Genomic DNA, 15597 nt, shown 5'->3' on the forward strand with positions numbered 1-15597 from the left:
CTAGAGTGACCTCTAAAGCTGTTCATGATTTTATGCAATTACTTTAACATCAGAGTCCTTACTTTGCTTTTTAGAAGCGTTTACCGCACAAACAGTTAAGATTGCTGAAAGAAATAGCGACCCCGCCATAAAGATATAAGAAGCACCGAATCCACTTGTAGCATCATTTAAATATCCTACAATATAAGAACCTACAAATGAACCTAACGCACCCATACTATTAATCAATGCCATCGCGCCGCCGGCTACATTACGCGGCAGGATTTCTGGAATAATCGCAAAGAATGGGCCATATGGAGCATACATTGCACCACCGGCAATCACTAATAAGATAAATGAAATCCAGAAATGGTCTGTTCCGATCGCATAAGAAGCATAGAATGCAACAGCACCAATTAATAAGAACGGCCAAACAAATGCGTTTCGATTCAATGTTTTATCAGAGAAATAAGAAGCAACTAACATAAGAATAATAGCTAAAATATAAGGAACCGAAGACAACCAGCCTGTTTTGACGATATCCATATTTGGCGCTGCTTTAATAATGGATGGAAGCCACATGACAAATCCATAGACCCCAATGCTCCAAAGGAAGTATTGCGCACTTAACAAAATAACCGGTTTTGATTTAAAGGCTTCGCCATAATTTTTAACAGGCTTAATACCTTCCTGCTCTTTTGCTAACTGTTGTTCAAAATCTTTCTTTTCTAGCTCGGTTAACCATTTTGCTTCTCTAGGTTTATCATTGACAACCTTCCACCAAATAAATGCCCAAATGACGGCAGGAATACCTTCAGCAATAAACATATATCTCCAGCCAACAGAGTTAACTAAATAACCAGAAACAATAGACATCCATAAGACCGTTGCTGGGTTTCCTAAAATTAAGAACGTATTCGCACGAGAACGCTCCGCTTTCGTAAACCAATTACTTAAAAGGACTAACATGGACGGCATGACAGCACTTTCTACGACTCCAAGGGCAAAGCGAATTACAAATAATAATTTAATATTTGTAATCATACCTGTAGAAGAAGCTAATAATCCCCATGCAATCAACGACCAGAAAATTAATACCTTGGCACTCTTTTTCTCGGCAAATGCAGCACCAGGCACTTGGAAAAAGAAATAACCTAAGAAGAACAGAGAACCAAGTAAGGATGAAGTACCAGCTGTAATGTGTAGATCCTCGGCTAATCCTGAAGCGGCCCCGAATCCATAGTTGGCACGATCTAGGTAAGCAAGACTATACGTGATAAAAGCAATTGGAATAAGACGCATCCATCGTTGTTTCGCAATCGTTTGTTTCATTTTATTTCATTCCCTCTAATTGATTTTCTATATATCTTTCTAACTCTGCTTTGGTTGGATAACCATCATTATCACCAAGTGATTGAACTGCTAATGCCCCAATCGCATTTCCCCTTGAAACTGCCTCGTTCACTTCAAGTCCTTCAAGTAATCCACTAATCACCCCTACCGCAAAACCGTCACCAGCACCCACGGTATCAACTACTTTTTCCACATTGAAACCAGGAACGGTACCTTCTTTTGTTGCTGTTTTATAAAAAGCACCCTCAGCCCCGAGTTTAATGACAACCAGCTCTACGCCCTTTTCTATATAGAAGGAAGCGATATCACGAGGTTTCTTAAAACCTGTTAACAGTTCACCCTCAGCTATCCCTGGAAAGACATAATCAGCTTGAAACGCAGCTTTATTGATTTGTTCCACCATTTCCTCCTGCGATGCCCAAAGAGATGGACGCAAATTCGGGTCAAAAGAAACCTTGCGGCCATTCTTTTTCATAAATGATAACGCATGGTTCGCAAAAGCTCTTGCCTGTTCCGAGATGGCTAACGGAATCCCCGTCATATGAAGGAAATTTGCTAATTGAAAATACTTTTCGTTGAAATCATCGACAGATAAATGGCTTGCGGCAGAACCTTTTCGAAAATATTGGACCTCCGGGTCGCCTTCAACTACCTTTGATTTTAATTGAAATCCTGTCGGATGACGATCATCAATCAAAACATGTTCGATGTCAACGTTTTCATACTTAAGCCGGTTGATTATAAATTTACCAAATGCATCATTGCCTACTTTACTGGCCCAGCCAGAACGAAGGCCAAGTCTTGCAAGTCCGATAGCAACATTGGTTTCTGCACCGGCCAGTTCTCTCGTAAATTGATCCATTTCATGCAAAAAACCTGGTTTGTCCGCAATAAACATCGCCATTGCTTCACCAAATGTTATTACATCTAGTTTCTCCATAATAAAACCTCCCTTTCTCTGGCTATGTCCGAAATCAAACGGATATATTCATTTGTTTTTTCTTTTGGAACAATTGGAAATTCGAGCGCTTTTACCATCTCTGCTGGAAAATGATTTATTACTGTTTTCCAGCTGTGATTCCCTTCTTTTTCGAGCGGCACAGTAATAAGCTCATCACCTTTTAGGCTTCAGCCGAACGCTCCCACCATGTGTTGACTTCTTCAAGCCGTTTGGTATAAGCTTCTCGAATCGTATATGCAGCTTGAGATCCAACTGCCAAACGAAGCGGCGAATTGTCGCTTTTTATAACGGAAATGATCAGTTCCACTGCTTTTGCCGGGTCGCCGATCTTGATGTTCGACATACCTTTCTCGTATGCTTCATACTGCGGAGCATATTCTTGTGTCTTCTCGGTAAGCTGCATAGATTCGCCGAAAAACTCTGTTGCGAACACGGAAGGCTCCACGATCGTCGTCTTGATCCCGAAGCTTGCGAACTCTTGCGCGAACGCTTCGGAGAAGCCTTCAACGGCAAACTTGGATGCAGCGTATATGCTGTACGGAGGCATGGACCAAGTTCCGAAGAAGGATGAAAAATTAACGTAATGTCCCGATCCCTGACGTTTAAAGACGGGGAGTGTTGCTCGGATGACATCTAGTACACCGAACACGTTGACGTCGAACTGCTTCCGGATTTGTTCATCCGTATACTCCTCCAGCATACCGAACAGACCGTATCCGGCATTATTCACGACAATATCGATTTTCCCGAAAACATCAACGGCTTCTTGAACGGCGGATTGAATTGTTGCCTTGTTTGTCACGTCCAAAGTAGCGAGGTGAACACGATCCGGTGCCAGTTCTTTAAAATCCTGAATAGCTTCAAGTTTGCGTGCCGTTGCGACCACTTTGTCTCCTGCTTGAAGTAGCTGCTGCACAAATTGCCGTCCGAATCCTGACGAAGTTCCTGTAATAAACCATACTTTACTCATTGTTTTCATTTCTCCCTTTTTAATTATTCAGACCTGATCCTCCGCTTTGATGACAAAACTTGACGGCGATCGATCAATATCTTTTTGCTTTTTGAAGTTAATAATTTGAAGCTCTTTAATATAATCACCAATATTCAATTAATCAGCTTCAGCCGAACGCTCAAACCATGTGTTGACCTCTTCAAGCCGTTTGGTATAAGCTTCTCGAATCGTATATGCAGCTTGAGATCCAACTGCCAAACGAAGCGGCGAATTGTCGCTTTTTATAACGGAAATGATCAGTTCCACTGCTTTTGCCGGGTCGCCGATCTTGATGTTCGACATACCTTTCTCGTATGCTTCATACATCGGAGCATATTCTTGTGTCTTCTCGGTATGCTGCATCGATTCGCCGAAAAACTCTGTTGCGAACACGGAAGGCTCCACGATCGTCGTCTTGATCCCGAAGCTTGCGAACTCTTGCGCGAACGCTTCGGAGAAACCTTCAACTGCAAACTTGGATGCAGTGTATATGCTGTACGGAGGCATGGACCAAGTTCCGAAGAAGGATGAAAAATTAACGTAATGGCCCGATCCTTGACGTTTAAAGACGGGGAGTGTTGCTCGGATGACATCTAGTACACCGAACACGTTGACGTCGAACTGCTTCCGGATTTGTTCATCCGTATACTCCTCCAGCATACCGAACAGACCGTATCCGGCATTATTCACGACAATATCGATTTTCCCGAAAACGTTAACGGCTTCTTGAACGGCGGATTGAATTGTCGCCTTGTTTGTCACGTCCAAAGCAACAAGGTGAACACGATCCGGTGCCAGTTCTTTAAAATCCTGAATAGCTTCAAGTTTGCGTGCCGTAGCGACCACTTTGTCTCCTGCTTGAAGTAGCTGCTGCACAAATTGCCGTCCGAATCCTGACGAAGTTCCTGTAATAAACCATACTTTACTCATTGTTTTCATTTCTCCCTTTTTATTTATTCAGACCTGAACCACCGTTTTGATGGCAAAACTTGACGGCGATCGATCAATAACTTATAGCTTTTTAAAGTTAATAATTTGAATCTTTAATATAATCACCCAAATTTATCCATTATATCTAAATGATGTTTTGTAAAAAATATCCGCAACAGATTAGAAGTTGCGTTCTTTGACGTCCAAACAAGAACGATCATTCTAAATAATGCACAAGAGGTTAGTGAGAAATAGCTTTAGATACAAAGAGACTCAATCATTTGAGAATGAACGTTCTAATAATGTTAAAAAAAATAATAAACCCATCATTTTTCTAAAAACTTAATTGACAAGTTGGTTATGCGTTGAAGTTTTTCTATATTAACCGAGGTTCTTGCCAGTACCCTTATTCCAACCAATGCATTATGCAGATATTCCGCCAATTCCTCGGCATCGTAATCAGAGGTGAATTCACCGTCCCTCTGTCCCCAAAGAATAATTTCCTTGAGTGCCTGCTCTGCTGATATAAATGATTGAGTAGACTTTGTATCGACATCGACATCACGAGCTGCTAATTCCACTGCCGAATTCACCAGTAAGCAGCCGGAAGGCAAGTCCTCATCTATATTTAAACGAATCATGAATTCAAAAATAAACTGAAGAGCTTCCGTTGCAGTCTTGGAGAGTTTAACTCCGTTAGCAAGATCGGCGCTGAGTTTATCGCTATAGCGATCCATAACGTTCAGAAACAACGTATGTTTGTCGCCAAATGTGTCATACATGCTTCTGCGATGGATTCCCATATGCTCGACCAGATCGGACATGGATGTCTTTTCGTAACCCTGTTCCCAAAAGAGCCTCATCGCTTTATCTAAAACCTCGGACTCTTCGTACTCTTTGCTTCTTGCCATTTCATTTCCCTCCTGTTAACAATATAACATATTGAGAACGATCAGTAAAGAATTAATTTTCATAATGCCAGGGCTATTCAATCTCTTCTCCTGCAAAGATAGGGTGTATCATAAAAAGAAATACTAATGTTAATACAATTATATGTATTGTTCCCTAACCTCCATATTTATTCAACTAGTCGAGTAGAAGGGAACCTTTCTACTTTGCGGTAGATTATGTTCCTCCCCCCTCACAGAACCGTGCTTGCGCTATTCACGCACACGGCTCCTCCTAGTTACCATTCACAAAATGTAGCTAATCTCTTAGATTCAGTGCTAATTCTGCTATCCCTAGTAGTTTTGTTTCCATTTATCCCTACCTCTGAGTGTAGTAAATGTTTCCTTAGTAAGGGTGATAACTGATAGCTAGCCTTTCCTCCATCGGCATTAACCAACTTCATTGGTACTACGCTGCTATCCGACCCCCTACACCGGCGTTTGACTTCCTTACTTTTTATCGCTTGTACACCATACTCTTCTTACAAGAAAAGACCGGTAGGGTCTCCCGAGTTGCCGTATCATATCAATGTGTAACGTGCCAAGGTCTCTGACTCCAGAGAGGTTTTATCCATCTTGCCTTAAACGAAGGATAAAATGTAGCTTTCTGCTGCAGGTAAAGCATCAGCCCTCTCGTTTTACTAACTTTATGGAGCTCAATCCCTTCAACCAATAGGCTTTCGGCCCGCCACCTAACTGTCTACGCTTAAAGACTAAAGTTACCTTTAGCCCTCCAAGACTCGCTACGAGCGAATGACTAGTTCTTACTCGACGGGAATCCCACCCGTTATATGATACGACCTAGGCTCGGCCGCACACCTGCCCGTTAGCTGAATAAGAAAAAGCCACCAAGAATTTTTGGCAGCTGGATCTTCAATTCTTGACCCGTAAGCTTAAAAAGAAACTTAGAATAAATAGGAGGTAAAAAACGTGCTTTTGTTTCTTTAGTTAATAAAAGTATGATATAACAAAAATAAATTAAGAGTTATAATAAGTACAGCAATTATCCACGCACAGATCGACGTTACTGAATGATTTACAAGTTTTCCCATTAGTTTTTTGTTACTTGTAAACATTATTAAAGGTATTAAAGCAAAAGCAATTCCAAAAGAGAGGACAACCTGACTTATTACAAGAGCTTTAGAAGGATTAATTCCCATTAAAATTATTCCTAACGGCGGTATCATTGTAATAAATCGTCTCAAATAAATAGGTATGCGTCGTTTAATAAAGCCTTGCATAATGATGTCACCTGACATGGTACCAACTGAAGAACTTGATAATCCAGCAGATAACAATCCAATGCCAAAACATATAGCAACAAAGGGTCCAAGTATTTTTCCAAATTCATTAAAGGCAACTTCTAAATCACTTACGTTAAGTCCGTTTTTATTAAATAAAGCCGCTGATACGATTAACATACTTGCGTTTATCCCACCTGCAATAATCATCGCAATAATGACATCTACAAACTCATAATGAAAAATCTTTTTCCGTTCTTCTTCGGTTTCTCCGACAATTCTATTTTGTGTTAAGGCAGAATGCAGATAAATGGCATGCGGCATCACTGTTGCTCCCAGCATACCAGCTCCTAATAAAACGCTATCTACATCCTGAAATTTGAGTGTGAAAAGACCAGAGAGAATTGCCGCTGCATCTGGTGCTGCATAGAAAACTTGAACCCCAAAGACAATTACTACAATAAAAATCATTGCTGTAATAACAGCTTCTAAAGGACGCATTCCTCGCCTTTGAATCTCCAAAATGACGAATGAACCAATGGCTGCAATAATAGCAGCGAAAACAAGTGGGATATCAAAAAGCAAATAGAGTCCAAGCGATGCACCAATAAATTCTGCCAGATCTGTTGCCATAACGACAAGTTCAGCTTGTATCCATAAAAGTATGGAAGTCTTCTTTGAAAATTTCTCTCGGCAAACTTCAGGTAGGTTTTTACCTGTTGCAATCCCTAACTTGGCAGACATCGTCTGAATCAAAACTGCCATTAAATTAGAAACTAAAATGACCCATAATAATGTGTATCCATACTTAGACCCTGCCGAAATGTTTGTTGCATAATTTCCTGGGTCGATATATGCCACAGCAGCAATAAAGGCAGGACCTAAAAAAGGCAGCAATCTTTTAATTCCATTAGAATCACTTTTTATAGAAGAATTAGAATATTTATTCAAAGAGTAAGACAATTTTTCGGTCCAACCTCCTTCGTTTATCCGAACTTATAGTTTATTTCAGTAATTTGCATATGAGTTAATGCAACTGTAATATTGTAGCTTTTTATCGCTATTCTTATTTACTTTAATAATAAGAACATTATCTACCCACAGACCTGATTGCCCAGTACCCTAACTCCTTTGTTCGAATTTCCTCCTTGTTTGTTTTTGAAGAGATGGCAAAAGCAATGCATATTGAACAGCAAACTTCGATTTTTTCAAACCTAATATCCATATTTCTACAACATTTTAAAGGGTCTCAGGTTGCAAACCCGACATAAATGAAGTTATTGGGCTTACTATTTGATTAGCTTCTGTTTCAGCAAATGCAGGATTGGTGTGTAACAAAATTAAAGGAAAGAAAAGGGAATGAAAAATTTTATTTATATAGTCACCTTTGTGCTTATTTTACCCATAAATCCATACCTTTAGTTTAATAAGAAAAAGATTGTCGCAACAGCCATACCTTCTTGAACTCAAGCACCCGTTTTAGTTTAGTTGAAGTTATCAGTTAATTATTATTTTTTCTGATCTGCTACTACTAAAACGTCTAAATGACGTACCTCTCTTAACAATTTTTGAGTAACAGAACCTTTTGTTATCTCCTCCCATCTGGAACGAGCAGATTGGCCGATAATAACTTGTGTTGCTTTTTTTTCATTCATTTCACTTACCTGCTTTCTAAAGACATTACGGCGGTCTTTGGTTTCGTACATTTCAAATACTCCCCCAAGTCGTTCTGTCAGTTGGCGAATTCTAGTTAATGTTTAACTCCACCATTCTGCGCATGATTTCTTTATGCCGTGTACTTTCCAGCTGTTCAGGTTGGATGACGGTATCCTTGAGCAAATACTCCGCTTTCATCAAGCTCCCTAAAAACGCTTTTTCGGCGATGCTCATTACTCTTCACCTGCCGTAAGGTCAAGTTTAAATCCACCTGGAATCGCTCTTCCGGCAGGAAACGATACGGTTGATTTCCTATGCTTTGGTGCGCAATTTTCACTCTCATAAAAAGAATCAATTTCTTCTACGGTCTGTAAGGAGTCATTTACCCAGTTTTTCAGAATCCCAACCACATAACTAAGCTTTCGCTTGTTATTGGCACTAGCAATATTCATCGCTTTTAAAATCACATCTTTCGGCTGTAAAAAGATAGAATCATCTAACCAAGATAGTAACTGTTGTTTGGCATTCACGTTCGAAAAACCAAATCCATTGTTGTCCCAAAACTCAACAATTTCTTTCACATCATTCTGTAAAGGATTCTCGATGTTTGGATTTTCCTCTATATTTGGATGAAAAGCTTCTTTTTGTTGTTTTATATTTATATTAAAATTATTATTTCCTTTTTCTTTTTGTCCCCGTATCGTATAACGTTGCATGAACGGATCATCTAACTCTTCGCTTTCAGTATCGATATATGTATCTTTTTCATCTTCTTCACTCATATTATTGCTGTTAAACCTTTCTTCTTGTCCACAAAAGGATTCAAATAAGCTGAGAATTTCCTGTTTAACAATGGATTCCGAAACATAAAGGATCAGCGAGAGATCCTCGACATCTTTTAATTCGGAATAAATACAATCCATGACCGGTTTCCCGCCTTTATGCAGGTTATATTTCCCCCAGTTTTTAATCGCGAGTTCTCTTGTTTCAGGATTGTATCGAATGACCTTGTGGTGCAGGGTGAATCGTTCCATTAACGAATGAACACTCTCAATCGAATACCCCAAATCAAATGCCATTTGTTTTTGGGTAATTTTATAGATGCCAATTTGGGTTGTATGTGGATTGGTAAGAAGATACAGATAAAAGTATTTGTCCTCGGGGCTCATCTCTTCTAAAACCACCGGATTCTTCCAAAAATCAGTACGTACCATTCGATATTTTGCCATCTTCAACCACTGCCTTTCTTCTAATAAAATTCCTTCATACTTGATATAGAAATAAATAAAGAAAAAGGTCATAGGTTTATCAATAGAATGTGAATATTTTATGACACCTTTTCATCACCTTGTCCTTTGCGCGGGATTTAGGTGAAAGCCCGCATCCTCTGCACTTCTACGATATCGAGTTTGGCGGGGTAAAGCGAATCTCCATTTTTCATATTTGAGGGCATTTTTAGAGCATAAACGTCAAAAAACGCCTTCAAAAATGATTTTTGAAGGCGTTTTTTGCAATTTGGGAAAAATTTTCTATTGTTTTCACGGGTACATAAAATGATTGAATTGTTTTGAGTTAAGTATTAAATGATTATTTCCTCATTGGTTTCTCTCTTTGACCGCTTCCGTTTCTTCCATTAAATTTTTGCTCCCTCCACCATGATTTGTCTTTAGTTTAATCAAAAGCATGCCCGTAGGTTGGAATACTTCTTGACAACTTCAAGAATTATTTGGTTCCCGTAATCACACAAGGTTCCTTCCTTATAATCGACTCATTATCAGGCACTTTTTACAATTAGTCCTGCCCCAGTGGCATTTACTCGCAATGAGGTCACGAGGTTGAATATAGATCCTAAAGTATATAATGGTACCCATGGAAGCAGAATTCATTGTACAATAACTTTAAAGAAGTGGAGGTAATAAAATGAAAAAAGTGATTATATATTCTCAAGAGACATGCCCGCCTTGCCATGCAGAAAAACAATGGTTAAAAGAAAATGGGATTGAATTTGAAGAAAGAGACATCCGTAAAGATGATCAATATCTTCAAGAACTTATTCAACTAGGTGCTGCAGCTACACCAGCAACCATTATCAAAGACGATGATAGTGAAGAAGTTATCCTAGGATTTGATCAATCGAAATTGGCTGGAATATTAGGGATTTAATGTATGTTAAAAAACTTGATGTTCGAGAATAAGCTATCAATAAAGGAGCTAAAAAAAACAGGCGAACAGTGACTATCACTGTTCGCCTGTTTTTTACAGCCCAAAATGTTGTTTCGCCAGCTCTTTGAATTTCACATTATCAATGTTCTCTTTAGATACAACTCCATCAGCCCATTGGGTAAATGTGGTATCTGTTAAGGTGATGTTTCCATTATGGGTAAGTCGAGTTACCAATGGATGTTTGTTAAATGGTGATTTCGGGTGTTCGGTAATAATTGTTTGGATCGCATTCAAATTCGCTTCATCATCAATTGGTTTCTGGGAATCAAATACATAACCAATTTTCCAATCTGTATCTTTATGCTTTAATTTCATCTCTAAACAATAGTCCCCATATTCATGATTTACTTTTTTTATTCGAAACTCCCCATTATAAGAAGAAATGGTCTCTCCGGATAACGGAACAGGTTTTAATGGTAAATTCCCTCCAAAACCCGTGTCAATTAGATACGTTTGTTCCTCATGATTTAAAAGCACTGTTACATGCGTCCTTCCAATTTGAAGATACTCTTCCGCAGCTTGATTATAGACAACACCGTCTGTTATGACTGCATTAAACCCATTTTCAATTAGGTAGAAATAGAAGAGCGAATTTAATTCATAACAAAGTCCGCCTTCATTTCTATCCACTATTTTGTACATTAAGTTTTCCTTTGTAATCTTACGTATTTTGTTTTCAATGATGCTTAAATTTTCAAACGGGATGTTTTGTGCTGTTTTTTCAAGAACCTCAGCTAACTTTTCAAAGGTAATTGTTTGGTTGTTCGGCATGTCTATTCTTTTGTGAAATAAAGACGTCAGGTTTTGCATTTTTCTCTCCTCCAAGCCCTAATATTAAGTGCAAGGCACCTCCCGTATATTTGGATAGTGCCTTGCACTTGACTTATTTCACTTCGTATTCAAATTTGCAGAGTTAACTCTATTTAATAATAATTCCGATGGCGCACTCCCGTATAAATACAACCTATGCATCGGCCTAGTCATGGCTACATATAACAATTTGATGTCTAACTCTTCTTCACTGTACGATTCTTCCAAGGTAAGAATCAGTACGGCATCAAATTCCAATCCTTTTGAAAGATACGAAGGGAGAATCACTACGCATCCCTTTTTCATATCTTCTTTTTCTTTCAATAGCTGAGTTGGAAGATTGCTATTTTCCAACATATTATGTATTCGTAAGCACTCTTTGTCGGTTCTTCCAATTATCGCAATCGAGTTAAGCTCTTCCTCTTTGAGTACATGAATATCATGTTCAAGTATCTCTTTTACCTGTTCCGGATTGGCAGGGTCGATTTTCGTATAAAGTGGTTTGTCCCCATGTCGAATGACTGGTTCTACTTTTGGCAAGTCTTTATCCATGATAGAAAGAATGTCGTTTGCTAAGTGCATAATCTCGACCGTCGTTCGATAACTCTTCTGCAATGATTGATAATTAGCATTTGGGAAAATATCATTTACTAGTGGTTCCCAACTATTTAATCCTCGATAGGAATGAATCCCTTGGGCTAAATCTCCCACGATCGTAAACAACTCTGTTTCAAAACCTTCTTTAAGTGCGGCAAATTGGAAATAACTATAGTCCTGGGCCTCATCAATGAAAATACTTTTCATTTTATATTGTTCTTCTATACCTTCTAATTTCGCCTTCATATAAAATAACGGAGCTAAATCCTCAAGTTCAAGCGCCTTTTTATTAAAAATCCTTTGACAATAGTTACTTAACCTCTTGCATTCACTCTCTGAAAGTGTAGGGGAATACTTTTGTAAAAGTTCAGGTGACGTCATTAGTTCTTTGTATAATGTAAAAATATCTTTTTTAACAAAAGAATTCATATAATTTTTTATGGCAACCTTTGACTCCTGCTCCACCGTACTGATTCTTTTTTCTTTTGAATCCATGAGAAAGACTACTTTTTCCCTTCTCTTTTCTGAATTTAATCTGCTGCTAAAAAGGAGCTTTTCTAAAGCATCGTCATATTTGCTATTAATTTTAGAAAGAATCACCGATTTTTTTATTCTTAAATCATTTGCTAATAGATTTTTAATTTTATCCAATCTCTTATAAATAGGTAAGTATTGAAATTCTTGTATAAATAGTTTTTTGAGTTTTCCCCCTCTCATTAACCGTGATTTTTCAATGATAAAATCCTCGCAAGGTGCCAAATTAAACTCAATTTCTTTTAAATAGTGGTCGATTAACTCCTTAAATTCCAGAGATCCTTTATAACTAGAAACCCATTGGATCGATTTTGATTTTTCATTCCCTTTAATAAGGGCCATTAATTTCGAATTCGGAGATAATAATTTTATTTTCTTGCCTAAACACCTTCTCATAAATTCAATAAAGGTAGTTTGGTTTATTTTATTTACACCTAAATCAGGCAGAACGGCGGAAATATAATCGATAAATAATTTATTAGGTGCAAGAATCATTAATTTTTCTGGAGGAAATCGATATCCAGAAGAGTAGAGAAAGTAGGAAATTCTATGGAGTGCAATGGTTGTTTTTCCACTTCCAGCAGCTCCCTGAACGATTATGGGGTGTTTAAGAGAAGCTCGAATCACTTCATTTTGCTCATTTTGGATGGTCGCTACAATCTCGGTTAGTCGATTATCTGCTTTTCCTGATAAGGATTTCTGCAATAGTTCATCATGTGTGGTTAAATCGATATCTCTAATTTCTTTTAATAATCCATTCTCGATTTCATACTGTCGCTTTAGCGATAAATAACCACTTTGCGTTTCCCCGTAGGCGTCATATGTAACATTCCCAAGACGGCCATCATAGTAAACATTTGCAATCGGAGAGCGCCAATCGACAATAATGGGGATCTGATTCACACGGTCAAACAGTGAGGCTTTTCCGATATATAAAATCTCTTCTTCGGAGTCACCACTGTTTGTAAAATTTATTCTAGAAAAGTACGGTTTGCCGATGACGCTTGCTAACCTTTCCAATTCACTCTCGGCCAATTCTAAAAATTGAGCATTCGTCAGTAGGGTCATGTAGCTTAAACTACTATCTGATGTATCCAGTTCAGCAAAGGCTTCTTTCAAATTCTCAACGAACTGTTCTTTATTTCCCTTCGACATTTCCAATACGCTTTTAATATATTCCTTTGTAAACTCTAAGCGCTCAACTTCTGCTTGATAATCTTTGTGTTCACGAACTGATTTTTGTTTTTTCGAGCTCATTCTCTTAATCCGTCACCTCTCATTATGAGTTTTAGAACGATGGAACAGGCACAAAAAGAAACATCTACATTTTTTTGTAGATGCTTTCCTTAACAATTGAGCTATATTTTACCATTTGACAAGTGTTAATACAATATACTTTCTGTTAATACGTAAAAATAGTAGTCGATTTTTCCCCACATCATGGTCACATATATTGTTGCTTCGAGTTAAAGCTCTTTCAGACCTTATCTCACTGTGTTTTTACCCTTTGAAATATAGTAAAGCAATTAGGAAAATAATCAAGCCTATTAAAAAAATAGGACCAAGACCTGTACTGTATACAAAGTAAATTCTAATATGAAGTAAAGCATGGACAATAAGAATGACCAGTAAGCAAAAAAGCAATAAAATGGTTAACTGTACATTTTTATTTCGATTTCGATTCAAAGAATTGGCTCCCTTCTAGAAGCTCTACAAGGACACTAAATGTACCATACTTTTTATAAATATTTTCCTTTAGCTTGAATTATGCATTCCTAAGAGCGGTGCTCAGGCATTAAATGAGTGAGCGCACCATAAGAATCGTTCCCATGATCTCCTTGATTACACGGTCCAATAACCTAATTAATACTCCTACTCTATTTTCTTTTTTCGATATTTTGGTTATAATATATCTATATAATCGCATAAAATAACAAAGACCGCTGGTGCAGGTAACACCAAACGGTCAATGCAATAGCAGGTTCCCTGCAAGGGAATCAGCATAAAGCGGAAGTAATCCACCAAGGGCTGCTATACTCAAGGGTGGATTATTTTTTTTGGTTAAATGACAGAACAGCTACAATCAGGCTTGCAAATCCAATCATAATCATGAATGTTTCAAATACTGTCAATCAGCATCACCCCCTTTCCGAGGGAATGTGCCGACCACCCTTGAGAGAACCTATTCTATTGCTCTTCTATTTTATCATGTAATTCTAAAATTAGGAACATATGTTTTGTTTTTGAAATAAAATAGGTCCATACGTACGAAATTATTCTTTGTTCTACATTGAGTTTGGTTAGAAGTACCTAGGTAAGTTTAGAACAGCTTCTACTTAGTTTTTGGCTTTTTTTCAAGTATCAGGCACCCTCCAAGAATCTGGAAGGTGCCCGACACTCATTTACTCATTTTAACAATTTATTCAGGAAGTCTAATCTCTGCTTTGCATTCTCTTTAATGATTATATCTACACCCGTATCAACGACTTTTTCAACATTTTTACCCTTTGTAATTTTCAATGCTGTTTCAACGCTTAAATATCCCATATCATACGGATTTTGTGCCACTGTACTACTTATCGTTCCATTCTTTATTAAATTCAGCATATCAGGAATCCCGTCTGCTCCAATGACAGGGATAGCAACACCTTGATCCTTCAATGCCTTTATCACAAGTAATGCGGAGATGTCATGTGTGGCAAAGACACCCTTAATATCCGGATGCTCACGCAATATCTTTGTCATTTCTTTTTTTACTGTCTCTGCATCATCCGAATTCCATACTGTTTCTGCCGCTAATATGATTCCTGCATCTTTTAAAGCCATTTTAGCTCCATTTATCCGTTCTCTAAATACTGAGACTGATAAATGTCCACCGATAATGGCAACTTTATTTCCAGGTTGAAGTTGCGAGGCTAAAAGCGAGCCTGCCTTCTTTCCTAGATCAACGTTATCGGTACCGATATAAGAAGTTTTATTTTGCCAAGGATCATCTTGATCTACTAACAATACAGGAATTTTTTTTTGTTTCGTATACCTATCCAATAAAGGTATAACCGTTGAATCAATAGGTGCGACAATTAATACATCTGGATTTTCTTGATAAGTCTTCTCTAATAATCTCCTTTGTTCTCTAGTAGAACCATCAAGTGGTGCGATAACTTTCCCTTCCATACCAAAGTCACTGAACGCTTTTTCAGCACCTGCTTTAACAATTTCCCAATATTGTGTGTCCATATTCTTTAAAACAATAACCACTTTCGGTCTTTCGTCTGCAAATGATTTAGAAATAAAACTTATAATGATAACAGAAATAACTGCTCCACCAAGAATAACTAGTTTTCCATTTTTGAACACTATATCCTCCCCTCTCTT

13 protein-coding genes and 1 pseudogene are annotated in these 15597 nt (G+C 38.0%); 1 reads left to right on the plus strand and 13 read right to left on the minus strand.

The annotated features are described in order from the left end of the window. Positions 1-30: 30 nt before the first annotated feature. The 9 genes and pseudogenes from KW850_RS22090 to KW850_RS22130 form a co-directional block, all read right to left on the minus strand. Positions 31-1311: an MFS transporter gene (locus tag KW850_RS22090; protein ID WP_218349915.1), complete on the minus strand. Its 1281-nt coding sequence runs from the start codon at positions 1309-1311 to the stop codon at positions 31-33. A gap of 1 nt (position 1312) precedes the next feature. Next, entirely contained in the window at positions 1313-2272 is a 960-nt protein-coding gene (locus KW850_RS22095) for a sugar kinase (protein ID WP_218349916.1), read from the minus strand. Positions 2273-2453: 181 nt separating this feature from the next. Beyond that, positions 2454-3263, minus strand: a complete 810-nt coding sequence (locus KW850_RS22100) for an SDR family NAD(P)-dependent oxidoreductase (RefSeq protein WP_218349917.1) — start codon at positions 3261-3263, stop codon at positions 2454-2456. Positions 3264-3401: 138 nt separating this feature from the next. Further along, positions 3402-4214: an SDR family NAD(P)-dependent oxidoreductase gene (locus KW850_RS22105; protein ID WP_218349918.1), complete on the minus strand. Its 813-nt coding sequence runs from the start codon at positions 4212-4214 to the stop codon at positions 3402-3404. Positions 4215-4540: 326 nt separating this feature from the next. Beyond that, entirely contained in the window at positions 4541-5125 is a 585-nt protein-coding gene (locus tag KW850_RS22110) for a TetR/AcrR family transcriptional regulator (RefSeq protein WP_218349919.1), read from the minus strand. Between the two features lie 980 nt (positions 5126-6105). Continuing rightward, positions 6106-7365, minus strand: a complete 1260-nt coding sequence (locus KW850_RS22115) for an Nramp family divalent metal transporter (RefSeq protein ID WP_256358380.1) — start codon at positions 7363-7365, stop codon at positions 6106-6108. A 545-nt stretch (positions 7366-7910) separates the two neighbouring features. Further along, positions 7911-8141, minus strand: a pseudogene (locus KW850_RS22120) (adenine nucleotide alpha hydrolase family protein); the annotation flags it as partial. Positions 8142-8148: 7 nt separating this feature from the next. Next, a complete protein-coding gene (locus tag KW850_RS22125; protein ID WP_218349921.1) occupies positions 8149-8292 on the minus strand; it encodes a hypothetical protein in 144 nt (47 codons plus the stop codon). Further along, positions 8292-9287, minus strand: coding sequence for a DnaD domain protein (locus KW850_RS22130; RefSeq protein ID WP_256358381.1), 996 nt, complete (start codon positions 9285-9287; stop codon positions 8292-8294). The genes KW850_RS22125 and KW850_RS22130 overlap by 1 nt, the downstream gene beginning before the upstream one ends. Before the next feature lie 691 nt (positions 9288-9978). Here KW850_RS22130 and KW850_RS22135 point away from each other — a divergent pair. Beyond that, the gene (locus KW850_RS22135; protein WP_218349922.1) at positions 9979-10221 is read left to right on the plus strand and encodes a glutaredoxin family protein; all 243 of its coding nucleotides are present in this window, start codon (positions 9979-9981) and stop codon (positions 10219-10221) included. 93 nt (positions 10222-10314) lie between these two features. Here KW850_RS22135 and KW850_RS22140 read toward each other — a convergent pair whose 3' ends face one another. The 4 genes from KW850_RS22140 to KW850_RS22150 all read right to left on the minus strand — a co-directional run bounded on the left by KW850_RS22140 (position 10315) and on the right by KW850_RS22150 (position 15579). Beyond that, positions 10315-11091, minus strand: a complete 777-nt coding sequence (locus tag KW850_RS22140; RefSeq protein WP_218349923.1) for an arylamine N-acetyltransferase family protein — start codon at positions 11089-11091, stop codon at positions 10315-10317. Positions 11092-11169: 78 nt separating this feature from the next. Continuing rightward, a complete protein-coding gene (gene helD / locus KW850_RS22145) occupies positions 11170-13479 on the minus strand; it encodes an RNA polymerase recycling motor HelD (RefSeq protein WP_218349924.1) in 2310 nt (769 codons plus the stop codon). Between the two features lie 791 nt (positions 13480-14270). Then, on the minus strand, positions 14271-14354 hold the full coding sequence (locus KW850_RS34315) for a putative holin-like toxin (protein WP_374226380.1): 84 nt from the start codon (positions 14352-14354) through the stop codon (positions 14271-14273). Between the two features lie 274 nt (positions 14355-14628). Further along, a complete protein-coding gene (locus KW850_RS22150; protein ID WP_218349925.1) occupies positions 14629-15579 on the minus strand; it encodes a sugar ABC transporter substrate-binding protein in 951 nt (316 codons plus the stop codon). Positions 15580-15597: the final 18 nt, after the last annotated feature.

It is taken from the genome of Bacillus sp. sid0103 (assembly GCF_019219025.1).